At 48.8% G+C, this 25336-nt stretch carries 17 protein-coding genes; 4 read left to right on the plus strand and 13 right to left on the minus strand.

All coding sequences use genetic code 11. The features are described 5' to 3' along the window. Positions 1-248 precede the first annotated feature (248 nt). From J2Z65_RS29215 to J2Z65_RS29240, 6 genes are all read right to left on the minus strand, one after another. Complete coding sequence (locus J2Z65_RS29215) at positions 249-2780, minus strand: beta-mannosidase (protein WP_167068186.1); 2532 nt, start codon at positions 2778-2780, stop codon at positions 249-251. Between the two features lie 30 nt (positions 2781-2810). Next, positions 2811-4391 carry a response regulator gene (locus J2Z65_RS29220; protein WP_167068189.1) on the minus strand — a complete coding sequence of 527 codons (1581 nt, stop codon included), beginning with the start codon at positions 4389-4391 and terminating at the stop codon, positions 2811-2813. Then, positions 4372-6141: a cache domain-containing sensor histidine kinase gene (locus tag J2Z65_RS29225; RefSeq protein WP_167068192.1), complete on the minus strand. Its 1770-nt coding sequence runs from the start codon at positions 6139-6141 to the stop codon at positions 4372-4374. The genes J2Z65_RS29220 and J2Z65_RS29225 overlap by 20 nt, the downstream gene beginning before the upstream one ends. A 35-nt stretch (positions 6142-6176) precedes the next feature. Continuing rightward, the gene (locus J2Z65_RS29230) at positions 6177-7055 is read right to left on the minus strand and encodes a carbohydrate ABC transporter permease (protein WP_167068195.1); all 879 of its coding nucleotides are present in this window, start codon (positions 7053-7055) and stop codon (positions 6177-6179) included. 18 nt (positions 7056-7073) lie between these two features. Continuing rightward, positions 7074-7949 (minus strand): carbohydrate ABC transporter permease, encoded by an 876-nt coding sequence (locus J2Z65_RS29235; protein WP_167068198.1) that lies wholly within the window; start codon positions 7947-7949, stop codon positions 7074-7076. An 82-nt stretch (positions 7950-8031) separates the two neighbouring features. Further along, entirely contained in the window at positions 8032-9366 is a 1335-nt protein-coding gene (locus J2Z65_RS29240; RefSeq protein WP_167068201.1) for an extracellular solute-binding protein, read from the minus strand. 252 nt (positions 9367-9618) lie between these two features. On the opposite strand from J2Z65_RS29240, the gene J2Z65_RS29245 reads away from it, so the two are divergent. From J2Z65_RS29245 to J2Z65_RS29260, 4 genes are all read left to right on the plus strand, one after another. Further along, entirely contained in the window at positions 9619-10074 is a 456-nt protein-coding gene (locus J2Z65_RS29245; RefSeq protein ID WP_167068204.1) for a DUF2269 family protein, read from the plus strand. 185 nt (positions 10075-10259) lie between these two features. Next, positions 10260-11339, plus strand: coding sequence for a 3-isopropylmalate dehydrogenase (gene leuB / locus J2Z65_RS29250; protein WP_127455529.1), 1080 nt, complete (start codon positions 10260-10262; stop codon positions 11337-11339). Positions 11340-12226: 887 nt separating this feature from the next. Next, entirely contained in the window at positions 12227-12775 is a 549-nt protein-coding gene (locus J2Z65_RS29255) for a peroxiredoxin (protein ID WP_167068206.1), read from the plus strand. A gap of 81 nt (positions 12776-12856) precedes the next feature. Further along, positions 12857-13240: a glycine cleavage system protein H gene (locus J2Z65_RS29260; protein WP_167068209.1), complete on the plus strand. Its 384-nt coding sequence runs from the start codon at positions 12857-12859 to the stop codon at positions 13238-13240. Positions 13241-13395: 155 nt separating this feature from the next. On the opposite strand, the gene J2Z65_RS29265 is transcribed toward J2Z65_RS29260, so the two are convergent. The 7 genes from J2Z65_RS29265 to J2Z65_RS29295 form a co-directional block, all read right to left on the minus strand. Next, positions 13396-13581, minus strand: a complete 186-nt coding sequence (locus tag J2Z65_RS29265; RefSeq protein WP_167068211.1) for a hypothetical protein — start codon at positions 13579-13581, stop codon at positions 13396-13398. 273 nt (positions 13582-13854) lie between these two features. Further along, positions 13855-15822: a glycoside hydrolase family 15 protein gene (locus J2Z65_RS29270; RefSeq protein WP_167068396.1), complete on the minus strand. Its 1968-nt coding sequence runs from the start codon at positions 15820-15822 to the stop codon at positions 13855-13857. Positions 15823-16045: 223 nt separating this feature from the next. Further along, positions 16046-19006, minus strand: coding sequence for a 1,4-alpha-glucan branching protein domain-containing protein (locus tag J2Z65_RS29275; protein WP_167068215.1), 2961 nt, complete (start codon positions 19004-19006; stop codon positions 16046-16048). Next, entirely contained in the window at positions 19003-19521 is a 519-nt protein-coding gene (locus J2Z65_RS29280; protein ID WP_205301095.1) for a DUF4912 domain-containing protein, read from the minus strand. Before J2Z65_RS29280 ends, J2Z65_RS29275 begins: the two co-directional genes overlap by 4 nt. Positions 19522-19681: 160 nt before the next feature. Continuing rightward, positions 19682-19894, minus strand: a complete 213-nt coding sequence (locus J2Z65_RS29285) for a hypothetical protein (protein WP_338111827.1) — start codon at positions 19892-19894, stop codon at positions 19682-19684. 72 nt (positions 19895-19966) lie between these two features. After that, a complete protein-coding gene (locus J2Z65_RS29290; RefSeq protein ID WP_167068222.1) occupies positions 19967-22375 on the minus strand; it encodes a sugar phosphate nucleotidyltransferase in 2409 nt (802 codons plus the stop codon). Between the two features lie 132 nt (positions 22376-22507). After that, entirely contained in the window at positions 22508-25330 is a 2823-nt protein-coding gene (locus J2Z65_RS29295) for a 1,4-alpha-glucan branching protein domain-containing protein (protein WP_167068225.1), read from the minus strand. Between the last annotated feature and the right edge of the window lie 6 nt (positions 25331-25336).

Consider the following 25336-nt stretch of genomic DNA (forward strand, 5'->3'; position numbering starts at 1 on the left):
TGTTACGTTGTCTCATTCCGCTCGCCTCCCTTTATATGAATAGTACCTTATTTCCCATGGTACTCTCCAATTTAATTAGGGGGCTTAATAGTTATAGGGCAAATAAGGCCCTGTAGTTCCGTTAAGCTTCTGAAAGCCGCCCATTTAGCTCAAATAGCGCCCTATAGTTCCCATTAGCGGATAGGATCTAAAAAAATAAAAAGGCTATCCCAGAAGCCATGAAACATGGCTAAGGGATGGCCTTTTTTTTATAAATTCATTGCACTCACGGACACATTGTTCAACGAAACTTTACCTCCGGCTGGGTCACTGACGTGAACAATAATTTGCTCACCGGCCAGCAAGTCGAAGAAATTATCGCTGAAGCGAAGGTTCCCTTGCGGGACATCGATTTTCACCAAACGCGCGTGGGCGCCATTAGCGGTAATTTGAACGGTTTGTGCAGCCTCATCCACTTGGACTTCCAACTCCGCAGGAGGAAGCTTAAGATCCTTCTGATCGCGCAGGTAGAACAAGTTATCCGGTGCATCCCAGGCCGCAGTGCTCAGCTTGACGACGACCTGATCCGGCGAAGAACCGTTCAGCACGTCTCTTTCCTCTAAACTGCCGAGATACACAGCTGCATTCGGTTTAACCTCCGCTTGGAAAGCATGGCTGAACAACAGCTCGCCTGCGAAGTTATACACAGACAGTACGACTTCGCCCTGGAGAGCGTCCAAAGTATCGTTAACCGCCCAAACCTGAAGCGGTTGCCCTGGCTCATGATCGAGTGAAAGGAGCAGCGGGTGATAGAACTTTTTCGCGTAGTAAAAGGATGCTTTCGGCAGCAGTTCATAGTCAATCAGCGACCAGCTTGTACCCGGCCAGCTGTCGTTGAGCTGCCAGACGAGCGATCCGCTTGTACGGTGCTTATTGCGGCGGTAATGCTCGATACCGTACTTCAAGCCCTCGGCTTGGGTCAACATGGAGAAGTTCATGTACTCCTCAATGTTAGACGGAATGCCGGTGTACCCTTCCATAAGCAGGATGCCCTTCTGATGGTTCGTATCTTTATTCCGATAGGCCATCTCTACACTGTTCCAGTAAAATTGGCCGTCTGGAATGTTTTTCTCAAGTGTATAGCGGTTGGCTGAAGCATGCATACCAAATTCGCTGCTGAACAGAGTGAAGTCTTTTTTGTAATTTTTAAACGTGACGCCTTCGATGCTGTAATCGAGCAAAGGTGCATCACCGAACTGGCGAGGGTAAACGGAGCCGTGCCACACCTGCCAATTATGGCGGTCACCGACGTCCGGATCATTCGCGTCATTGCCTCCGAAAGGTGAGGAAGGCCAGTAAGCTCGGCTGTCATCCAGCAGTTCAAGTGCTTCCGGGATCAGTTCATGGTAAATGACTTCTCCCCAGAACGGGCAGTTAATGTCGCCGCCGGACGATTTCATGTCATAAAGCCAGTCGATTTCGTTGTTACCGCACCATAGCGCAAGAGACGTATAATTGCGTAGACGCTTAATGTTATAAATGACTTCCTTACGAACATTATCCATAAAATCTTGGTTAAAATCAGGGAAGAGTGCATTGGCGAAGGCGAAATCTTGCCAAACAAGCACACCGCGCATGTCGCATTCCTCGTAAAACACGTCCTTCTCATAAATGCCGCCGGCCCAGATGCGCAGCATGTTCATATTCGAACCCACGGAGAGATCAATCAAATCGCGATAGCGCTGATCGGGGATACTTCCGATAAAGTGATCGGCAGGAATCCAGTTGGCGCCTTTGGCGAATAGTTTGACGCCATTGAGGAGGAAAGCAAACGCATGCTCACCTTGCTCATTTTGCAGCTGAAGTTCAATGGTCCGGATTCCAAAAGGCTTCTGATAACGGTCGACGAGCTCGCCATTCGCGTAAAGCAGCACTTCCAACGCATACAAGTAAGGCTCGCCCAAGTCATGCGTCCACCATATCTTTGGATTCACGACATCCAGTGTCAATGTGTTTGTTGTTGCACGGCTTGTTAAGGTTGCTTGTCCCGTTACCGGCTCGCGCAGCGAAGCAAAGATATCGCCTTCTTGCGTCAATAGGCGAACTTCGCACTCACGTTCCACATCTTTGCGGAGAGCGATCACATCGACATCAACCTTAATCGAAGCAGACGACTCATTAAGGGCTGCCGTTCTCGCAAAAACGCTGTCCAGCTTAGCGAGGCGTCTACGCTCAATATGAACTTTACCCCAGATGCCTACGGTAACCATTCGAGGTCCCCAGTCCCAACCGAAATTCATCGCGGCTTTACGCAGCCAAGGACGTTCTTTCGTGTAGGAGGACCATTGGAAAAGCTCTTTATCCCGATTATGCAAGTATAACGGGTCAAACTTGACTGCGATTGTATTTTTGCCATCCACGAGTACGCGGGTCACATCGAAGGTATAGCCCATTAACATATTGTTCGTCGTGCCAATTTCCTTGCCATTGACATAGATGGTAGCGAACGTATCAAGACCCTCAAAGGTCAATTCATGCTTCTCATCCCGATCCGCTTGGAACGAATAGTTGAATGCGTAGCGATACCACCATTCCTTTTGCTCGATCCATCTGCTTTTTGCGTCATTATGGCCAAAATAAGGGTTGTCGATAAGCCCCCGCTCGATTAATGCGGAATGCACATCGCCGGGTACTGCAGCTGTGATCCAGAAACGGTCGTCCAATCCGGCAGCCGCTACTTCCAGCGGTCTGGCTTGTCCAACCTCAAATTGTTGAAGTCTCCATAAACCTGATAGTTCCATGTCTGTTCTCTCCCTTGGTTTCATTGCAGCTTACGATTTAGATGTATGTCTTACATGCTTAGTAGCTTCTTCCCTGAACTCGCTAGGTGTTTTCCCCGTGAATTTCTTGAACACCTGACTGAAATATTTGATATCTTCAAATCCGACAGCGCCTGCGATTTCAGCGATTTTGGCAGGTGATCCGGTAAGGATTTCCATCGCCCGGTTGATTCGCTGCCTTGTCACATAATCGCCGAACGTGATGCCGGCTTCCTTTTTAAACACTTCGCTCAAATGGTTGGGATGCAAATGTACGAATTTCGCGACCTGCTGCAAGCCCACGTCATTGCCTAGATTTTGCTGGATATAAGCCATAGCTTTCTGGGTATGCGTAGCTTTGCCTTCCCCGAGACGATGGTGGTAAAGCTCCATAAGGGCAAGCAAATGCTGAAACAGGACATCCTTGAGCAACGTGCCGCGCTTCAGCGTAAGCGGGCTGATTTGTTCTTCGATGTTTCCGGAGCGGCCAGTAGCGGTCAACACACGTTCTAGCCACCGATGGGCGGAGAGCGCGGCTGAGCGAATTTTTGACTCCAGCGAATCAATGGTCATTTGGGGATCCTCGTACTCCGGTTGTAAAAAACGGTGAACCCAGCTCTTTAGCGCGATGGAATCATTCTCCAGCAGAATGGCCGAGAGCTCCAATTCTTCTTCATGCGAGCAAACCGTTCTGCCGCCTTTGCGTTGAACAATATCCGAGTAATCAAGTAAAGATTGTTCCAATATCGGTTTATAGCTGTAGGCATAATCGGCCGTGATATAAGATTTATGCAAATCCTCCACCCGGTAAACCGGTTCCCCGATAGAAAGCCATATTTTGCATTTCAGCAACCGTTCAATTTTACCCAGCGCCGCGGAAGGATGGTTGTTTGGATCGGTACCCAGTTCATTCCGTGTGGCGACGATGATTTGTTGTTTATAAATTAAGGTTTCACATTTCAAAAGTTCATGCAGAATATTATCCACAGCGAACAAAAGAAGAGAGGTCGCCGCTGTCGATTCAGCCCAACCTTCAGCCGCGATCATGTAGACTTGAAGCTTGCAGTCACCGGTGCTCGGCCTAGGAAACAAGAGCGGCATGTACTCAGACAGCAGGGCTGAATCTATGGCTGAAGTCGCTCCCTCAATGATCCATTGTTCGAATAACCGATTGCGGATTTCTTTATTTTTGTACTGATCCTGGTTGTGGTGCTTCCATTTTTCCTCAATGCTTTGTTTGACCTTCAGGACGGTCTTCATGATTTCCTCAGGACGGCTTGTTTTCAGTAAATAATCGCTGACCCCTTGCCGAATCGCTTCCTGCATATAAACGAAATCATCGTACCCCGAAAGAATAATGACTTCGATTTCCGGCAAAAGCTCCTTGGCCTTCTTCGCAAGCTCAAGCCCGTTCATACGTTTCATGCGAATGTCCGTCAACAGAATATGAGGATGCTCCTCCGGTATACGGCGAAGCGCTTCTTCGGCAGAAGCGGCTGGTTGAAGAAGATCTACACCAATTTCATGCCACTTGATGACTTTTGCGAGCCCCGTACGGATGATGACTTCATCATCAACGATCATGATTTTCATGGGATTCCTCCAATATGGGTATGGAAAAAGAAACACAAGTGCCTGCATATAATTTGCTCTCGACGATGAGTCCCGATTCCGGTCCATAGTGCAGCAGCAGCCGTTCATGTACATTTCGCATGCCGTAGCTGGCATCGGAGGGGGGCTGTCCGTCCTGCGGATTCAGACTTTGTTTAACTGCAGCTAACTGTTCCTCGGACATCCCGATGCCATCATCCATAACTTTGAAGCCGATGAGGTTGCCTTTCTGCTCAGCATAGATCGAGATGGTGCCCTTGGCTTCTTTTTTCTGAATGCCGTGGATCATCGCATTTTCAACGAGGGGTTGAAGCAGCAGCTTCAGCATCAAGGTATTATTCAGTCTGGCATCAATCGTAAAGTCGACCTCGAATTCGTCAGGGAAACGAATAGCTTGAACCAGCACATAGTTGCGAATATGCGCGATTTCTTGCGAGACGGTACAGTATTCCTTCCCCTTGTTCAAACTGAAGCGAAGGAAATCACTTAAGGCGCCGACCATCTCAGCGATCCGATTTTCTTCCGTCAACAGCGCAATCCAATGAATGGAGGAAAGCGTATTGTACAGGAAATGCGGATTAATCTGTGCCTGCAGTGCCCGCATGTCCGCTTCTTTCTTGCGTGTTTCATTCTGAATGAGCTGCTTTTTGAGTGCCTCAATGTGCGTCCCCAACATGTTGTAGCTTTGAGCAAGCCGTCCAATTTCATCCTTGGAATCCGCCGGGTATTGGGGCAAGGGCTCGTTTGGATTGATTTTGGAGAGCAGCCGGGTCAAGGTCCGAAGCGGATTCGTTACCTTTTGAATGACAAACAAGGTGAGAACGATATTTGTAAGGATAGCCAGAAGGGCCGCAACGCCTAATAACTGCAGAATGTACCGATTTTGAGCGCGGTACAATTGAGAAGGAATGACGCCGACAATCGTCCAATCGATAGAGGGTTCTCGATAATAAAGAATATTATGCTGAGTATTCCCTTGACCATAGGTCCATTCTCCGGATACTTTGTTTCTCAAATTCGCGCTAACCCCCGGAAACAGCGATTCGAACGGGCGAGCGAGCCAGCTTTTATCCGTAGCGGACATAACCTCATGACGATTGTTCAGCAAAGCAACTTGTCCATGACCTTCTGCCAACATAGGCTCAGACCATATTCGTGAGAGTACTTGTTCATCCAGTGTAATCGAAAGCCAACCGAGCGTCTGATAACTGTTGTAGCTGCGAAAAGGGCGGATAAAGGAAAAAACCTTTCGTTCCCCCAAGTAGTTTTCAATGTGATAGAGCTGTGTCCATGTCTTATCCGTAATCTCTTTTATGTCTATTTGTTCGTGAATATCCGTTTGATAGATCGTTGAAGTGGATAGAGGCGCCTCAGCACTTGGATTTTTTGAATAGAGCGTAATGTTGGAAATGTAGTCTTTGGAGTAAACCAGATTTGTCATTAGTCCGAGAATAGCGATTTTTTTCGATTCATCCGGTTTATTCATATAGGCTTGAACTTCGCTTTGTCCGATTATAAAGAGAGACATATTTTCAACGTCCTTCAAAATAAAGCGGAATTTGGCATCCATTTGAGCCAATGTGTCAAGACCTGCCTGCTGTGCTTTTCCTTCGGTAACGTTGGAGGATATGGTGAAGGCAAACGTGCCAAGAAACAACAAGGGGATTAATGTCGTAACGAGCATAATGACAGAAAGCTTGCTGCGTAGCGAGTATCCAAACCATTTGATCATCACACAATTGCTCCTTTGTTGTTTACTGTGGCAGATTAGCCTTTAACGGCTCCGGCTGTCATGCCTTTCATGACTTGTTCCTGGAAGGCGAGATATACAGCAATGGTAGGGACTACCGCAATGGTCATAGCCGCTAGGGTTAGACCGTAATCCGTTTGATAGCCATCGGCAAAGTTGGCGATACTGAGAGGCAGCGTTTTTAAGCTGCTTTTGCTGATAAACACAAGTGCGAACGAGAAATCGTTCCAGAAGTGCAGAAAGCTGAGAATAATGACCGTCGATAGAGCCGGTAAGGAAATAGGCAGCATAATGCGCCAAAACACACCCCATAGCCGTGTGCCGTCAATATAAGCAGCCTCTTCAATTTCTTTAGGAACGGATGCCAGATAGGCTGTTAGCACGAAAATAGCCGTCGGCAAAGCGAAGGCGGTATAAGGCAGAATAAGCGCCCAGTAGGAATTCAGCAGGCTCACTTGTTTCATAAGAATGAACAGAGGAACCAGTGTGCTGTGAATAGGAATCAGCATGCCGATAACGAAGAACGTTAGAATGATGCCTTTAAAACGAAACTTCAATCTGGCGAGTACATAGGCGGCGAGAGAGCTTACGAATAACGTGAGCGCTAATGAAACCAAGGAAACGATGACGGAATTTAGAAACGCCGTTCCCATTTTGGACGATTTCCACGCCGTCGCGTAGTTGGAGAACTGCCATGAAACGGGCAGTCCAAACGGATTGTTGAAAAACTCTCCGGTCGTTTTAAAAGAGGATATTACTAACCAGAGCAGCGGGAATAACGTTAAGATGGCATACAGGGTTAAGAACGTCCAAAGTACGCCTTGTTTGACTAGGCTAAATGAAAAAGCAGATTTTGATGATCTTGCATGTGCCGGTTGTGCAGCAAGTGGTTGCATGCTTACATTCCTCCTTTCTTATGCTTTCGATTTGCGGCTCGTGATCCATTGGCTTAACCCAATGAAGATCAGGCTGATCAGGACGATGGAAGTAGAAATCGCGCTCCCGAATCCGTAACGGTACGAAGAGAAGGTCGAATTGTACATATATGTCGCGAGCAATTCGGTGCCGTGTGCGGGACCGCCTTTTGTCATGACATAGACCAAATCGAATGATTTCAAGCTGCCGGAAATACATAAAATGATGGCGATTTGCACAGTCGTCCAAATCATAGGCAGTGTAATCGAGATCAGCTTGCGAGCGCCCTCTGCGCCATCAAGTTGAGCGGCGTCGTGAATTTCCCCGGGAATATTTTGAAAAGCGGAGATGAAAATAATGAGATACAGACCTACGAAGCTCCAAATTAATGGAGGCGCTAGAGAGAAGATGGCAATTTTCGTATCAGACAGCCATTGCAGCTTCCAGCTTTCCAGACCGAGCTTGTCGAGGAGGAAATTCAGAATCCCAATCTGCGGGTGATAAATATACTGCCAGATCATCCCGATAACGACAGAAGACAGAACCATCGGAACAAAAACTGCAGAGCGGATAAAGCGTTGAAGCGCATTGCTTTTGTGCAGCAGGATGGCGAGAATAAGCGCGATAGGAAGTTGACCGAAGACAGAAACAACCAGGAAAATAAGATTGTTCTTCATGGCTCGCCAGAAGATAGGATCGTGGATAATCTCCACATAATTCTTGAGGCCGATGAATTTCGCTGCGCCAATCCCTTTCCAATCAAAGAAGCTGTAGTAAGAGGACCAGATGACAGGGACAAAGACAAATAAAGCATAGATCAGAATTGCAGGCGTAAGACTTAGTATAACGAACCTGCGTATATAGGATGCATTCATTATTCTCACTTCCTTTGCTAGTGAAAGTATCTAGCCCTGCCACGGTTGTGGAGGGCTGGATACTTATATTTATAGGGATCGATTATTTACCGAGCGAGCTTGCTTGTGAATCTTGAATTTTCTTCGCGATAGCTTCTGGATTTCCACCCATAAGCAGTTCTTGCAATCCGTTGTTAATGACTTCCACAGTCGCAGAGCTTAGTTTGGAGTCATAAACAGGCGTAATTTTTGTAGTTTTCATCAAATCGTTCAATTCAACGAAAAGCGGATGCGCTTTGCTTGGATCAAGGTCGATTTTGTAGCTGACTAGTGTTGAGCTGTTAAGCGTTGCTTGCTGACCTTCAGGTCCGGAAAGCGCATAGAACAATTTAAGTGCAGCGTCTTTCTTCGCGCCTGTTAACTTTTTGCTAACGCCAAGGCCTGTTCCGACTACGCCGGATGTCGTTTGAGCTTCGCCTTTCCCGCCGTTAACTGGAGGAAGAAGCGCTACGTGGGTGTTAGCCAATACATCTTTTGGCGTGTTTTGCACAACGTCGGCCATCGCCCAACCGCCATCGATAAACATTGCGGCTTTGCCTTGGAAGTAAAGCTGTCTCATTTGGTTTTGATCGATGCTGTTAAAACCATCTTGGAAAGCTTTCGAATCGCCAAGCGATTTTAAAGTAGTCAAAGATTGAATGAATTCCGGATCCGTGAATTTTGCGCCGTCTTGTTTAGCAGCTTTTAGGAACCATTCTGTACCTGTTGTACGATCGGCAATCGAGCTGAAGATGGTGGACTGTACAGCCCAGTTAGCTTTATTGCCGAGCGCGATAGGAATCACTTTATTATCGTTAAACGTTTTGACCGCCGCGGTCAGCTCGTCCCATGTTTTTGGAACTTGTACTTTATATTGATCGAAAAGGGCTTTGTTGTAGTAAATGAAGGACGTAGGCGATAAGTTCATAGGAACGGAATAGATTTTACCGTCAACCGTATAGCCATCGAGTGCGTTAGGAATGAAATTGCCTTTCCACTCCGGTTTGCTGTCCAAGAATTCATTGATCGGCTGCAAAAGGTTGCCGCTAACGAATTCCTTCGTCATCGCATCGGGCCACATCACGAATAGGTCGGGCATTTCATTAGCCGCGGCCACCGTTTTCAAACGTGTTTTTAGACCGTCTGTTGGAAGGCCTTCAATTTCAAGTTCGATGTCGCTGTTTTGCGCTTTGAAATCATCTAGGATTTTGCGCATAGCCAGCGCTTTAGCATCCTGACCGGACCAGTTATGCCAGATAGTAAGTTTAACTTTCTCTTTGGAGCCGCCGCTGGCTGCCGTTGAAGCTGCATTGTCTGTAGTCTTTGGGCCACCGCCACATCCGGCAAGCAGCACAGTTGATGCAAGCAATACAGTAGAAATTTGAGTGAGTTTTTTCATAAATTGACCTCCTGTTAGTGACTCTAATTGTATATTTTACGGATTCTAAATAATTTAGTAAGGTGAAGAGGATAAGGAACAGGGTAGAAAATCATCGGATCAACTTCGGCCATAAAATTTGATGCAAACTTAATCAATTATCTGGGTTCAGAAACCAGATCTAACAAATAAAGCATGGATGGTACAAATCCTTCGACTGTATGATAAAGCAGTTGTTGTTTGAATATTACAGGCGAAGGAAGGGTGTTGTATATGAAAGTTCTAGTTTTGATTCATGTGCTTTCAGCCATTATCGGGGTAGGCCCAACGTACTTTGCACACGTACTTCTTAGGAAAAATCAGACACTCGACGAACTGCGATCTTCATTGCGAGTGGGCGCACGGCTAGAGATTTTCCCGAAGATTGGAGGGACGCTGGCTGTGCTGACAGGTTTGCTGCTGATCTGGCTTGGCGATTATGGCTCCTTTATGCAAATTTGGCTATTCGGCTCACTGATTGCTTACATATTAATTCAAATTATTGCGGTTGGTTTCGCTACGCCATATCAAAAAAAATTAGTAAGTTGGGTGCTCGATCCAGCCAATCAAAAGGCGTCAAGCCTGCCGGCCGAGCAGCTCATTCAATGGGTAAAGGCTCGCAACTACTTTTATGGCGCATCGGCAATTGGTCTTATTTTGTTCATCTTTATGATTGTAAAGCCCAGTTAATTGGAGCCCTTTCTTGCTTAATGGCGGGAAAGGGCTTTTCTTTTCTTTGTTATAGGTGGAACCTATTAAAGCAATAGCTTTTATATCTAATGAAAAGGACTATCTTGTGTTACAATGAGAGCATCATATAGTCGATAGAGATGCTTAACTAGCAGCTTTACTATTCTAAGGAGTGAATGACAGTCATGGCAGATGTGAAAAAAATTGCTGTAATCGCTGGAGACGGCATTGGTCCAGAAGTCGTTGCAGAAGCGGAAAAAGTATTGAAACGCACCGAAGAGCTTTTCGGTTATCAATTTGAAACCGAGCATGCCTTGTTCGGCGGAATTGCCATTGATCAGACAGGCACACCGCTTCCGGAAGAAACATTGAAGGTTTGCCAATCCGCAGATGCTGTTCTTCTAGGGGCTGTAGGCGGACCTAAATGGGACAATAACCCGAAAGAGACTCGTCCGGAGACTGGTCTTCTCGGTATTCGTAAAGCGCTTGGCTTGTTTTCCAACATTCGTCCAGCGTTCATCTTTGACTGCTTGAAAGAGGCTTCCACGCTGAAACCTGAAGTTTTGGAAGGCACTGACTTGATCGTTGTTCGTGAATTGACTGGCGGTATCTACTTCGGTGAGAAATTCCGTCGTGAAACAGCTAACGGTCAAGAAGCGGTAGATACTTGCGCTTATAATGTTTCGGAAATCGAGCGTATCGCTCGTCAAGCGTTTGATATTGCCCGTACGCGCCGCAAAAAGCTTGCTTCCGTTGATAAAGCAAACGTTCTGGAAACATCCCGCCTATGGCGCGAAACGGTAAACCGCATCGCCGTGGATTACCCGGATGTTGAGCTTGAGCACGTGCTTGTAGACAACTGTGCGATGCAATTGCTGCGTCGTCCGTCCTCCTTCGACGTCATCGTGACAGAGAACATGTTCGGCGACATCCTGAGCGACGAAGCTGCAATGCTGACAGGCTCCATCGGGATGCTGGCATCCGCTTCCCTTGGCGAAGGCAGCTTCGGCTTGTATGAGCCGGTGCACGGTTCTGCGCCTGATATCGCAGGGCAAGGGATTTCCAACCCAATCGCAACGATCCTTTCCGTTGCTTTGATGTTCCGCCTGACATTCGGTTACCACGATGCAGCGGATTCCATCGAGCGCGCCGTGAAAGAAGTGCTTGATGCGGGTAACCGCACAGGCGACATCGCTGTCGATAAGAGCAAAGCAATCGGAACGCTGGCTATGGGCCAACTGATTGTAGACGCTATGCGCAAATAATAATAAGAGCTTGCCTGCTAGAGCATCCGGTGCTTCAGCGAGCAAGCTCTTTTTTTGTTTTGTGATGCGGTAGACTTCTATTAGAGTGAGGGCAGTAAGGATCAGGGCTTAAGTATGATGATTGGGTAAGAGTAAGAGTAAGAATAAGAGTAAAAGTAAGAGTAAGAGTAAGAGTAAGGGTAAGGTGCTGGTGCTGGTGCTGGTGCTGTTTGCACCCTTCAGGGGAATGGACTCCAAATCTTTGTTGCACTTTATGCAACATAGTAGGGGATCAAACCATGCAATGTCTTGTTTCATTGTACAAAATACAATCATTTCAACCCAGAAGGCCCTGTAAGAGCCTTTTTTAGGTAAAATGGTTGTACGAAGTACAATATAGAAGAGTTTTTGACCAAATTAGGGCAAAAAGATTGTACAAAGTACAACATAGAATGCAAAGTACAACAAAGAAGAGTTCTGTGTCCTAAGTTGGGCCATAAGAGACCGTACGAAGTCCAACAGAGAAAGCCCCTCCCGAGCTTACTTGTTAAGTATCTCGCATGATGCGATAGAATAGATCTGAGCTAAGTGGAGAATATGGTGCAACGGCTTCGGCAGCTTTGGTTGCGAAGTATATGGCGTCGGATTTGTTGGGAACTAGGCAGCAAGAGGTCCATTTTAGTTATGGGTATGGGGGGGAATAGACGCATGAAGCGGCTTTTCTGCGCCTCAGGTTGGGGGAGCTGAGCGTCCAAAAGGTCGGAAAAGAAAGCGGAATTGCTCATGTTCATGGAGCTTTCATATTTTAAAATAATTATTATCTAGTAGGGGGTCTAATTATTGACTTTCATCTACTCGGATGATACCATTTTATACGAATAAGATAGATTTGAGGAGGAATTATACACATGGCAGAGCGTTTAGTTGGTAAACAAGCTCCAGATTTCACAATGGAGACAGCTACAGGTGACGGAAAAGAGTTTGGCAAAGTATCTTTGTCCGATTACAAAGGCAAATGGTTAGTATTGTTCTTCTACCCATTGGACTTCACATTCGTTTGTCCGACAGAAATTACAGCGCTTAGTCATGCTGCTGCTCAATTCAGAGAATTGGACACTGAAATTCTTGGCGTTTCCATCGACAGCATCCACACACACAAAGCTTGGATCAATACACCAATCAACGACAACGGTCTTGGCAAATTGGAATTCCCACTTGCTGCTGACATCACGAAATCCGTAGCACGTGACTACGGCGTTCTAATCGAAGAAGAAGGTATCGCGCTTCGCGGTCTGTTCATCATCGATCCAGAAGGCGAATTGAAATACGAAGTTGTTAACCACAACGACGTAGGCCGCAGCGTAGAAGAAACACTTCGTGTCCTTCAAGCGCTTCAATCCGGCGGATTGTGCCCAATGAACTGGAAACCAGGCGACAAAAACCTTGTCGTAAAATAAGCTTTTCATACATAGAGAAGCTCCTCTTAGCTGGCATGCGAATGCGGCGGGGGAGCTTTTTCTACATGAAGGAGAATGAATGTGATCGTACCTACGCACTTGCAGTATACGAGGGATCATTATTGGATACGCCAGGAGGGGAATGAGGCTGTCATTGGCCTGACGGAAATCGGATTGCTAGCGTGGGGGATGGTCTTATTTATCGAGCTTCCGGAGCGCGGTGCGGTGCTGGGGCAAGGCTACTTTGCTGGCTCCGTGGAGACCGCCGATAGTGAGCATGATCTGTTAGCTCCGTTATCCGGCGAAGTCATCGCCGTCAACATGCTGCTGGAACGGGCTACGATGATGCTGATTGAATCACCTTATGATAAAGCATGGCTGTTTCGTATGGCATGCAGCGAACTGTCGGAGCTGGAGCAGCTCTTGGATGCTCAGACGTATGAGGCAAATTATTCGCTGGAGTGAGGGTCAAACTCAAACTCAAACTCAAACTCAAACTCAAACTCAAACTCAAAAAAACCGCACCCCCGCTTAAATGCGAGCTTGCGGTTTTTTTAATTGGCGGATTCTTTTGGAGCAAGTTCATTGGATTACTTAGCCACCTACACTTATTCCTGCTCCTACTCCTGCCCCTGCATTGGCTCCTGCTCTAGCAGCTGCTCCTGATTCGCCAAGCCATTTTGCATGAGATCCTGCAGAAAAGAAGTGACGAACCGAAGCTGATCGGAATCGTATTTGCCCATGACCCGGAATGCAAGCTCTTCCAAATGGAGATCCAGATGAGCATGCAGGTCAAAGAGAATCACTACAGCTCCAGGGAGGAGCGCTAGAGCAGATTGATAAGTATGACGCGCAGATGAGAGCCTACTATGCAAACCGCAACGAAAATGCGCGAAGCGATACATGGTCACACAAGCATGTCACTGTGCTGCAAAGCAATGCGCTGCAAAGCAATGCGCCAATGCAATTTTACCAACTATGTTCAGAGCAAGGGGCTGAATCGCAAATAATTTCATAAGCAAAAAAACCGCAGAGCCAGCACTTTACGCCAAAGTGTTAACCCTACGGTTCTACATAAATTACTGTTTACTATCGAGCTGTTTGTACTTGTTTAAGTACTTCACAACGGTAAGCACATAAGTCGCATGCGACCAAGTCAGAGGGGCTACGGACACGGGATCGCCTGAGAAAGGATCCAATTGCTCCGACAGTACACCGCTTTCCATGGCATGCTTGACGACCCATTCCAACGTTTGGCGCGGGGCTTCGAGATCTGCCAACGTTTTGGCATACTCGATTTCCCACTCCGCAATCCAGAGCGTACAAATGATCCAAGGATTGCCTGGTACATTTTCGATATCGGTAGAGCGTTGGAAGTAATAATCATGATGATAACGGGCAGAACCACCGACTGCTGTTTTGATCGTAAGACCAGCTTTATTCGCTTTCATCGTGCCGACAACGCGTTCATCGTCCGCAGGCAAAACTCCGAATTCAAAAATACCGTAAACAGAGCTTTCCAACGTCATATCTTTAACCCACTCGCCATCCTCCATGTACAAACCGCGAACGAATCGGCCTTCATTCTCGTCCCACAGATGTTTGAGAATGCCGGATTTAATCTTCTCGGCCGTATGCCTGTAGCGGTTGCTGCGCTCTTCATCACCAAACAGATTGCTGAAGTTGGAAGCCGCGATAAGTCCGCCATATACAGCAGATGCAGTAAACGTATAGATCCCGTAGCGCTCTTCCCATAGATCATAGCTTGGCTTAGGCAGATTCAATTCCTGATCAATGTAAGTGGACATGAATCTGGCTGCTCTACGGATGAGGTTGCGATAGAGAGACTGAGCAAATTCGAGGCTTCCATTTTTCTGGAAGTCCGCCCAAAGCGCAAATAACACAAGGGCTGTTTCATCTTCTTGAATAGGGAGCTGGACGCGGCCGGAATGAATGTAAGGATGCCAGCTGGAGCCTACGGTGCCGTCCGGATTATATTTATGATGGAGGTAACCTTCGGGTGACAGCACGTTCGCACAGAAGTTGAAAAAAGGAATAATCATCCCTTGGTAGCCTGCCATCGACATGGAGTAAGCAATTAAAGCTCCGTCGCGAGGCCACATGTAGCTGTAGTGATCACGGTTGCTCTGCATAATGTCAGAATCGTTCGCTGCAATAATAGCGCCGTTCACATCGGTTTGCGTTCGGACGAGGAGCAGACTTTGTTTGAAAAGGCGCTGCACATCAGGATTTAAATCTCCGTAATCCCGTTCAATTTTATTCGCCCAGCGCTGCCAATAAACGGTCACGCGGTCGAGGAGTTTGCCAGGGTGGCTGTCTTTAACGTAGGCGTCGAGCTTCTTGACTTCCTCCAGCGTTTTGCCTGCTCCCATCCAGTAGTAAAGCGTTTGGTTGGCATTAGGTGGTACGAAGAGTCGAAACGAGATCGTACTGTCTACAGAGCCTTGCGCGATGGCGTTGCCCATAAGATGCCCGTCTTCGGCATCGCGCCAAGTACCCTCGGCGTTATAAAATCTTTTGACACCTGTAGAGTATTGATAAATGCCTTCTGTTCCCGTACTGCCGTTGAACATGAAATATCTGTCTTTTTTATAGTGGAATACCGTATTCGTCAACGGATAGAAGGCAGCGGTATCGCCAACTTCAGTCTCATTAATGAGCAAGTCCTGATTAAAGAACATTCTCACTTCGCGAACGGTATCTTTGTGATTCGTAATTTGAATGCGCTTGATGTAGATATCCTCACGCTGATGAACCCCGTCATTCATAAGCAATGTGACGCCAAGACCGGGATGCGTCGCTGTCACTTCCGTGACGAGGGAATCCTCCACATAACCAAGTTTGAACTGCCACTCGGGGGAATTCAGCCAGGCAAAGTCACCGTCCACCCAAATACCTACACGGCATTGATAGCCGCCAATATGGTTAAGCTGGCCCACGAAAGGATAGTACAGATCTCGCATGTAGGAATGCTGATCGAGATTAATAAGAAATTTTCCGTTTCCGATGACCAGATGTCTAGGCAATACAATCACTTCCCCACTCGTTTGTTTGATTGTCGACTTCAGATAACGATCTCGCGTGTTCATGATGGATACAGCTCGCAGTGAGCTCTTGCCGGAACACAGAACATGGCTAGCACAAGGCTTGCCAATAGGTTACCTAATATTTACCAAGGAATCAATGATTCTTTGAAAAAATGCTGAAAACTTTAACTGGTCGCGCTTTCATTTGGCATAGTTACCCATATTATTTGATTATTTCCTTTTGATGCGGGAATATACCTGATAGCTCGTCATGAGCGATCAATTTTGAATAAACGGTTAGCGTTATCGCAGCAATTTGCTTCCACCCAAAGCTCTCGTTCACTTTGGTTATAGCGTTGGCAGCGAGCTCGGAAGCAGCAGCGGGATTTTGCAAAAGCTGAATCATGTGTGAAGCAAGCGCGTTCGCATCCCCTGGTGGCACTTTGCACCCGTTTAGGCCATGGTCCACGATGTCGGACAGACCTCCCGTATCCGATACAATCAGCGGTGTACCGCTTGCCATCGCTTCCAATGCCACAAGGCCGAACGGTTCATACAAGCTAGGGAATACACAGAGCTCCGCCTTATGCAAAAGCAGGCTTTTGTCCGTCTCATCCAGAAAGCCGGTGAAGCTGACACGGTCGCCAAGCGGGGCGGCCAGACGCTGAAGCGCCTCAAGCTCAGGACCTGTACCAGCAATAACGAGATGAGCGGCAGGAAATTCTTTGAGCACAAGCTGCATGGCTGTGATCAGGATGTGTACGCCTTTTTCATAGACAAGCCTTCCGAGGAAAGCAAGGATGGGAGGGGAAGCCTCTCCAGGCGAAACCACTTGAGAAAGCATCGGGTTAGCGGTCGAGCCGTTAGCTGCAGGTACCCGAAAGGGCATAACGCCATTAGGGATATGGGTCATCTTATGAAAAGGAATATGAAAAAGGTGCATGACCTCCTGCTGCATATATGAACTGCAAACCACAAGGTGATCGGCTTCGTGTGCCAACTTATGTTCTAACGCATGTATGCGTTTTTGTACAGGAGTATCCAGCTTACCCAAATTGCGTCCGGATTCGGTCGCGTGAATGGTGGCCAGAAGCGGGAGCTGCAGGGCATGTTTGCACTCTTTGGCAGCGTAATAAACGAGCCAATCATGCGCATGAATGATATCGAACGGTACACCTTGAGCGGATAGGCGTAAAATGTTGTCGGTAAAAGCCATATTCATCTGGAACACCCAATCTAAGAAATGAAGGGGCTCAGGCGTAGAAAGCACTTCAACACGATGAATATGCACACCGTCCAGCTGCTCATAGGGCAAACAATTGGGCGCAAGGCATGTGACGACATGAACCTCATGCCCGGCATAAGCGAGCTGCACGGATAAGTCGCGGACAGCTCTGGCAAGACCTCCGATGACGTGTGGCGGATATTCCCAAGCAAGCATGAGAATGCGCAAGGACGGCAGGGTATCAGGCTGATCTGGAGCATGGAGCGGGCGCTCTACGGCCTCACGGAAAAAGCTTATAGACATTGGCTGATAAAGCCGGTAATGAAGTTCCGGTAAAAAAGGGGATTTCCGCTCTAGGGCCGTCACAAGCTCGTAGAACTCTCGGGATGAAGCGCTAACCATCGTATCGTCGTCGTCAATAGTGTCTAACAATTTATGGAAAGAAGCGATATGCGTCTCGATTCGTTTCACTGCATATTGGGTTACAGTCTCAGCATCCAGGATGAACGTCCAGTCGCTGCTTTGAGCGAGCATCAGCTCCCGCGCGGCTTGATTCAGCGCACGGACCTGCAGGCTGCTGAGCAGCTCGGCTTTGCGGTGCTTGTGCGCCGCAAGCACCAAACGATCCTCCGCCGCGTGCAGCAGCGGATGCACCCACTGGCTGCGCGGCTGCAGCCAGACCTCGGCGTAACCGCCGCGGCCCCAGCTCGACTCCGGCAGCGTGGCTGCCGTGGCCGGCGCATGAGCGGCCGCGTAGCCGCCCAATGTCGTCGTGTCTACGACGACACCAGTGCGTGCCGCGGCAAGGCCGCGCAGCACCGCCTCCAGCCACTGGTGGCCTTCGTGCCACCAGTGCCCAAACAGCTCGGCATCGTATGGACATACGATGACCGGCGGCTGCAGCGGCTGCGCTGCGCTGCCACTGGCACAAGCCTCGCGCTCCGCCGCGAGGCGGCGCAGCTGCGCCACCCGGCTGGCGACGAAATGCTTAGCATGCTGCTGAGCTTTCTGCGCGGCCTGCGCCGGGTGGTAGGGCGCTTTGGCGTCACCTTGGCCGGTGACGCGGTGGTACTTGAAGCCTGTATGAATGCGTGCGCCGTCCGGCAGCACATAGGGCTTCAAGTACTCCCACTCGGCCCCGCCGCTGCGGCCGAGATCGAAACCGATATCGCGGTAATACTCGCGATAGTCGGGGTCGCTCGGGTATCCGCTTTCAGCGCTCCATACTTGAGCGCCGGCCTCAAGGTCCCGAGCAAAAGCACACGCGCCGCTTGGCGTGCGCAGCGGCGTGCTTGTTGATGCCCCCGCATACGCATGCGCATCAACAACAAAATAGCGCAGCCCCAGCGCCTTCAGGTGGGGCTCCACCGCAGGCGTATAGCCGCACTCCGGCAGCCAGATGCCTGCCGGGGCGGACCCGAAATGCCGCCGAAATTCCTGAACGGCGGCTTCAAGCTGCGCGCGCAGCGCGGCGTCATTCTTGACCAGGGGCAAGAAGGCATGCGTCGCGGCGCAAGTTATTAATTCTAAGCAGCCTGAGCTTCTTAGGCTGCGGAATTTACCGATCAGATCGCCTCGCAGGCGATCGTACAAGGCGAGCAGCCGATGATAGTGATCGGCGTAAAGTCTTGCCGTGGGGCCGAAGTCGGCATGCCCCCATAAGCGGATGACTTCGCGCTGCGCCAGCTCGCACAGAGAGGCCAGATGCTTGCGAAGCCTCTTCTGCAGGCCTGCATCCTCCAGCATCGCAAGCAGAGGCGGAGATAAGGATAAAGTCAGCCCAAAGGGCACGCTTTCCTCAAGAAGCCGATCCATCATTTCGATCAAAGGAAGATAGCTGTCCACAACCGCTTCGAAGAACCAACGTTCTTCTAAGGTGATGACTGCCTCATCATGACGAACGTAAGGGATATGGGCATGCAGAAGCAAAGCAACATAACCGTGTACGTTTGTGCTCAATCGATATCGCCTCCGAATTCCGTATCTGCTGGGTATACGCATTTGGGTAGATACACTGTATAGGCAGAGAATTGCTCATAAGTTTTAGAAGTCATTAGCTGAATGGAAACGGCAGTTGGCCGGTAAGTAACTTGGTCATTCTTTGTGAATTCGTTTGAAGGAAATTCTTGATTCGTATGTATATGGGGAGTCTGAATCGTATTAGAACGCAGAAGCGGGAGAAAATGTCCCTGGTCGTTCTTAATGCCGAGTTCTGCGAAGTAAAGCCGTCCGGGTAGAAAACCGCTTAGGAAGCAGCATTCTCCTTGGGGAAGCGGCAGCTCGGAAACGTTATCGGTTCCATGGAAGCCGGCAGCGTGTTCAGTCGCTTCATAGAAGCGCAAGGTCGGCCCAAGCAGAAGCCAGTCCGTTTGGAAGTGGTCCAGCACCATCTTTTTTTTTCTGGAGGAAAGCTGCCAGTAGGCAAAAAGGTTCGCCCATGACTGAACAAGCAAGTGGAGTGAATCCCTGTCCATTGGATGGGCAGAGAAAGCTTGGGTAGGAATCAGACTCACCTTTTCTTAGGTCATTTTTGGAAATAAGCTGCATAGACCTTTGGACAACATTGTAGCATATGCGTCCAGGAAACGAAAAATCTCCACCTTTTCAAAAAAGGGGAGATCTCCTGTATAGGCTTTACTTGATTGGAGACTGGCCTTCCATATACCGGGTTTCCGTAAGCCTCATTAAAGAATCATATCGATTGACGGAGCTTAAAATCAAAAGATAATCATCCTGATTAATATTCGTATAAGATGCCTTGAAACCGGTATGATATTGAACCGTCATACTGGAGGATTGATCGTCATACTGCACAAAAGCGATCTGCCTGGAAACGCTTGGAATCATATTCACGCCGCTCTCCCCTTCATCTTAAGACTTCGGAAACACCCGTATGGATATATCTGTCATATATTATGCTTATTGAAGCACATTTAGAATGTGGTTGCGGTAGGAATGAACAAGCTGCTGGGCAAAAAGCGGATTTGGGGACTGGGCGACAAGCCGAAAAACAGGGTCATCGCTATCCGGGAGCAGCAAAATCCAGCCATTTTCGTGATAAAATTTGATGCCGTCAACTAAGTCGACGGGCGTATCCTTCGTCCGTTCCATCATGTTCCGCATCACTTCTCCCTTGGCGTCCCAAGGGCAATCAATCTGCTCGCGGTGAAGGTAGAAGCTCGGAATCAGAGCGAGGAGCTCCGAGAGCGGCATGCCGGTTCTGCCCAAATGAAGCACGACAAGTCCGATGGCAAAAAGCGAGTCGAACAGCGGATGCATCCGGGCTTGGTGCGTGGCTTCGAGAATGGCGCGTTCCCATTCCTTCGTACGAACAATGGTCGCACCCAGCCCTTCCGCTATGCTTTCAAGAAGCTCGGGAGCGCTGACGGGAGCACCGATCGTTGCCCCAGGGCGGCTGTGCAGATAGCACAGATACAGGAAAACCGTTTGTAAATCGGAATCGACGGCCTCCCCTTTCTCCGTCACAAGCTGCAGCGTACGGCCGTCATCGAAGATACGCAAACCAAGGTTGGCTCCGGCAAGCGATGTGAAATGGGGGAGAGGCTCTTGCGAATTTGCAGCCGTCACATGAATCGCATCGATCCCCAATTGCTCGAAAAATGGCACGAGATAAGGCTGCAGCCAAGAACTGGCTTCAATGACGATCCGCAAAGCTGAAATGGGCAAAGTTTCCCCTTCATCCTTGATTTCTTCAGACAATGTGTTGACATACGTTTGAAACCAATGGGTTTCATCTTTATAACTGCCAAGTTGTTTCATGGATGCCCGCGCGTAATCCTCCTGCCAAAAGCTGTTTTCCACTTTACGTTCGGCCGATCTCGGGATAGGCAGTCCCTCAGCGTCCATACATGCCAGATGGCACAATTCGTTGTCTTTGCCCGACCAATCCAGATGGATGCCGCCTGCGGCTCCTAAATGACGAATGGCGAACGAAGCTGCCGGAACCAAACAATCTCCCAAATCAATGACATGCGTGCCGACTGATTGCAGGCTTGCTGTCAAAGCGCGTTTTAGCAAACGAGTGAAGGTATGAGGGGCGCAGCTTACTGTGAGCGTTTTGCCGGAGGCAAGGGTTGCTCCGTAGGCAGTCCCGAATTTAGCGGTCATCTCTGGCGTTAATTCGAGATTGGGAAGGCCGCTTACTCCGCGAGTTTTGAACAATGTTTTGGCCGCATGCTCCCCCCATATATAAGAAGTATGAAGGCGGGACTTATCGCGAATTTGTTTATGAGGCCATATTTTCACGTTAGGTTCAATACGGCTCTTCTCACCGATGACGACATGATTGCCGATGACCGAGCCTTCGCCCAAATACGAGGCCTCTTTACAAACAATGCGGCTGGTCAGTGTGGAACCGGCTAGTTCGTTGTTAGGTGCGATATGGTTATGGTCCCAGAGCACACTGCGCGTGAGCTTGCTGCCTTTGGAAAGCCGGTTGTTTTCCCCGACGATGCAGTACTCCCCAAGCTCTACTCCGTCTTCCAGCGTACTCCCTTTGCCAATAAAAGCAGGTCCTATGACACGGGCAGTGTCACTTGTCTCAACGTCATTTGCTATGTACACGTGCGGCCGAACTTGGGTGCCATGGATTTGGAGTTCTACCTTTCCATCGAGCATATCAAACTGGGTTTGGCGGTACTGCTGCAGGTTGCCGATGTCCATCCAATACCCGGGGCTAATGTAGCCGTAGAGCTCATTGTTTTCTTGGAGCAATGCAGGAAACAGCTGCTGGCTAAAGTCAAATTCGTGCCCCCGGGGCACTCGTTCCAGCGTCTCTGGCTCCATGATATAGATGCCGGTATTTACGGTGTCGCTAAACACTTCGCCCCAGCTTGGCTTCTCCAAAAAACGGGTAATCCGCCCATCGTGATCGGTCATGACAACGCCATATTCGAGAGGGTGAGGGACACGCGTCAGCAGCAGCGTAGCTTTGGCTTGTTTCTCTTTATGAAAAGCGAGCGCTTGCTCCAAATCGAAATCGGTTAGGGCATCGCCGCTAATGACCACAAAGGTATCGTCTAGAAAATCCTGCGCCTGTTTGACGCTCCCGGCTGTACCCAGCGGACTCGTTTCTTCAAAATAATGGAGATTCACATTAAAGGCTTCTCCGTCGCCAAAATAGTCGCGTATGACTTCAGGTTTATACTGCATCGTGACCGCAATGTCATGAATGCCGTGTTTGTGAAGCAGTTCAATAATATAGGCCATGCACGGTCTTCCCAGGAGAGGCACCATGGGTTTGGGAAGATGGCAGGTAAGGGGGCGAAGCCGCGTGCCTTTGCCTCCGGCCATAATAACAGCCTTCATAGTGGGTCCTCCTTAGAGTTTTCGTAAGAAAACTGGCTTCGAAAGCATGCGCTTAGAGTTTTCGTAAGAAAACTGGCTTCGAAAGCATGCGCTTAGAGTTTTCGTAAGAAAACTAGCTTCGAAAGCATGCGCTTAAACCTGAATGTCGGAAAAATCGTAGGTCAACTTGTGGTACTCCTCCCGAATATGCGCAGCGATGTGGTGCCATTGGTAATTCTTTTGAAGCAATTGGTACGCGCTTTCGGCCATTTTGGCGGCCACTTTCGGCTGCAGCAGCATTTCGGTAATATGCCACGAGAGTGAATCGGTGTGTCCGGGCAGAGCTTTGTAGCCGTCTATGCCATGTCGAATGATTTCGGACAGACCTCCTGTATCAGAGAGCACGAGCGGTTTCCGGTAAGCCATGGCTTCCAAGGCAACGATACCGAAAGGCTCATATAAACTGGGAATGACGCAAACGTCTGCGCATCGATAGAGCTGAGCGCGATAGCCGTCATCGATGAAGCCGGTAAATAAGACGCGGTCTCCTAAATGAGCTGCCAGCGTTCGAAGCTCCGCTTCCATCGGCCCTGACCCGGCAATGACGAGCTTCGCGTGTGGCACATGCGATAGGATGCCTGGCATGGCTTGGATGAGCGTGTGAACGCCTTTTTCATAGACAAGTCTGCCGATATAGAAAATGACTTTGTCTTGTTTCGAAAAATCCCGAGGGCGCTTCGCCGTCTCTTTGCCTGATGATGTGGGGAGCTGAATCCCGTTCGGATAGACAGCCACTTTATCCATAGGCAGGTTAAAAATACGCACTACTTCGTCTTTCATATACGAGCTGCACACAAAGACGCGGTTCGACTCATAGGTCAGTTTCCACTCGATCTGATGAATTTTTCGCTGTAAGTCAGCATGCAGGTTTCCTTGATTCCGTCCCCACTCGGTTGCATGGATTGTAGCTATGAGCGGGATGCCATAGCTCATTTTGATTTCCCTAGCGGCGTGGAAAACCATCCAATCGTGTGCATGTAAAAGATCGATACGGCCGCCGTTTTCTTTCCATTTGGCCAGATGATCGGTCATCGCCAGATTCATTTCGAAGGTCCAATGGTAAAAAGAAGTATCACCGGAATGCAGGACTGGCAGCCTGTGGACATAAACGCCGTTCTTTTTTTCAAAACTAGGCGCCCCATCACACGAGGTCGTGATGACATGGACAATTTCACCATGTGCGGCAAGTGCCTCGGACAGTTCATGGACGGCTTTTGATAAACCGCCGACTTGCTTGGGCGGATATTCCCAGGCAAGCATGAACACGTTGGGACGATGTTTAGTTTGCTCCAGTACGGTTTCCCATTCGCTCCTGCTTGGAATAATGGAAATAGGTGATTGGAGGGTGACGCTCATGAAAGCTTGATACGCGGCATCCGGCAGGCAGTGATCTTTCTCCTCCAAATCAGCAAGAAAAATCTCATCTATCTGTCCAAGCTCCACCTGATCGCAAAGCTGATGGAAACAGCCGAGATGCATTTTGGTTCGGCGAATGGCGTTCTCGGCTAAGGATTGGGAGTCCATCATGAAGGCCCAATCGCTGCTTTGAGCCAACATGAGCTCTCTGGCGGCTTGATTCAAGGCCCGCTTGAACACCTCGGCGCTCATTTTGTCAGGACGTTTGAGATGCTCCTGGCCCGATACCAGCTGGATCATCCGCTTTTCGGCTTCGTGAAGATGACGATAGATCCAGTGATTGTTTTCTTGCAGCCATACTTCGGAGTTATGGTTGCGCCCTGTACTGGATTCATTCAACTGAGCGGAGCCTGCTGTCGGATATTTATCTAAGTAATCGCTGGGAGTCACCATTTTCAACATCGTCTGCTCGAGAAATATTTTACGGCATAACTGCTCTAGAAAATGGGGGCCTTCATACCACCAATGACCGAAAAGCTCAGCAGGATAGGCGGCTGTTATGACCGGCTTTCGATCCATCCAACGTAATCCCTGCTGTACCTGCTTTTGGCGATGCTTGAGGAATTCCCCGGCATGCTCGGCTGCTTTATCTAAGGCCAGTGCCGGATGATAGGGCATTTTGAGGCTGCCTTTGCTTGTGATCCTGTCGTATTTGAAGCCATTTCCGATATCCGAGTAGTAGTCCCGGTAAATAAAATCGCTGCTGTAGCCGTGCTCGGCAGAACATACCTGACTAGCGGATTCCGAATCGCATGGAAAGGCCATCAGGCCAAATGGCGTTGTCATCAGAGGCGCTAGCAGTTCGCGATGGGGCGGAGGGGAAGCGAAAGCCACAGCTGCGGAACCCGTGAAGAAATACTGGATACCGGCCTCCTCCAACATACGCTCAATCCCTGGCGTATAGCCGCATTCGGGTAACCAGAAGCCGCGCGGTTTTCGCTCAAAATACCGCTCATAGTCTCTCACAGCCGTAAGGATTTGCGCCCGGATTGACTCTTCCGTTTTCATCAACGGCAAATAGGCATGCGTCGCGGCGGAAGTCACAATTTCTATTTGTCCCAACGTTTGATAGTGTTTAAAGGCAACAATGACATTTCCGTTATAGCTTTCATACAGTTTCTGAAGCTCCTGGAATCTCTGCGAGTACTGTTTGGCAAGCGGAAGGAGAACGGGGTCCTTATGTAAACGAACCTGCTCGCTATCTGCTAGTGCGATAAGTTCGCTGAGGTAAGTGCGATACTTGGCTTGCAGGAACGGATCACTGAACAAGGATAGGAGAGTCGGTGTTATGGAGAATGTTATACGGAAATCGATCTGATCTTGAGATAGATGATGCATAACTTCCAATAAAGGCAAATACGTCTCTGTCATAGCTTCAAAAAACCAACGATCCTCCAATGCTGCATTCTGATCCTGCTCGCGAATATAGGGAAGATGAGCGTGCAGTACGAGGGCAAAATATCCCTTAACCTCAGGCTTCGGTTTTATGCGATTAATCAAAGAGAA

It is taken from the genome of Paenibacillus aceris (genome assembly GCF_017874035.1).
Taxonomy (GTDB): Bacteria; Bacillota; Bacilli; order Paenibacillales; family NBRC-103111; genus Paenibacillus_E; species Paenibacillus_E aceris.

Bases quoted from the DNA above. Each gene is read 5' to 3' on its own strand.
- J2Z65_RS29235 (WP_167068198.1), bottom strand. From the start codon at position 7,949: ATGAATGCATCCTATATACGCAGGTTCGTTATACTAAGTCTTACGCCT.
- J2Z65_RS29220 (WP_167068189.1), bottom strand. From the start codon at position 4,391: ATGAAAATCATGATCGTTGATGATGAAGTCATCATCCGTACGGGGCTC.
- J2Z65_RS29225 (WP_167068192.1), bottom strand. From the start codon at position 6,141: ATGATCAAATGGTTTGGATACTCGCTACGCAGCAAGCTTTCTGTCATT.
- J2Z65_RS29240 (WP_167068201.1), bottom strand. From the start codon at position 9,366: ATGAAAAAACTCACTCAAATTTCTACTGTATTGCTTGCATCAACTGTG.
- J2Z65_RS29245 (WP_167068204.1), top strand. From the start codon at position 9,619: ATGAAAGTTCTAGTTTTGATTCATGTGCTTTCAGCCATTATCGGGGTA.
- J2Z65_RS29285 (WP_338111827.1), bottom strand. From the start codon at position 19,894: ATGATTCCAAGCGTTTCCAGGCAGATCGCTTTTGTGCAGTATGACGAT.
- J2Z65_RS29215 (WP_167068186.1), bottom strand. From the start codon at position 2,780: ATGGAACTATCAGGTTTATGGAGACTTCAACAATTTGAGGTTGGACAA.
- J2Z65_RS29280 (WP_205301095.1), bottom strand. From the start codon at position 19,521: ATGGACAGGGATTCACTCCACTTGCTTGTTCAGTCATGGGCGAACCTT.
- J2Z65_RS29255 (WP_167068206.1), top strand. From the start codon at position 12,227: ATGGCAGAGCGTTTAGTTGGTAAACAAGCTCCAGATTTCACAATGGAG.
- J2Z65_RS29230 (WP_167068195.1), bottom strand. From the start codon at position 7,055: ATGCAACCACTTGCTGCACAACCGGCACATGCAAGATCATCAAAATCT.
- leuB (WP_127455529.1), top strand. From the start codon at position 10,260: ATGGCAGATGTGAAAAAAATTGCTGTAATCGCTGGAGACGGCATTGGT.
- J2Z65_RS29290 (WP_167068222.1), bottom strand. From the start codon at position 22,375: ATGAAGGCTGTTATTATGGCCGGAGGCAAAGGCACGCGGCTTCGCCCC.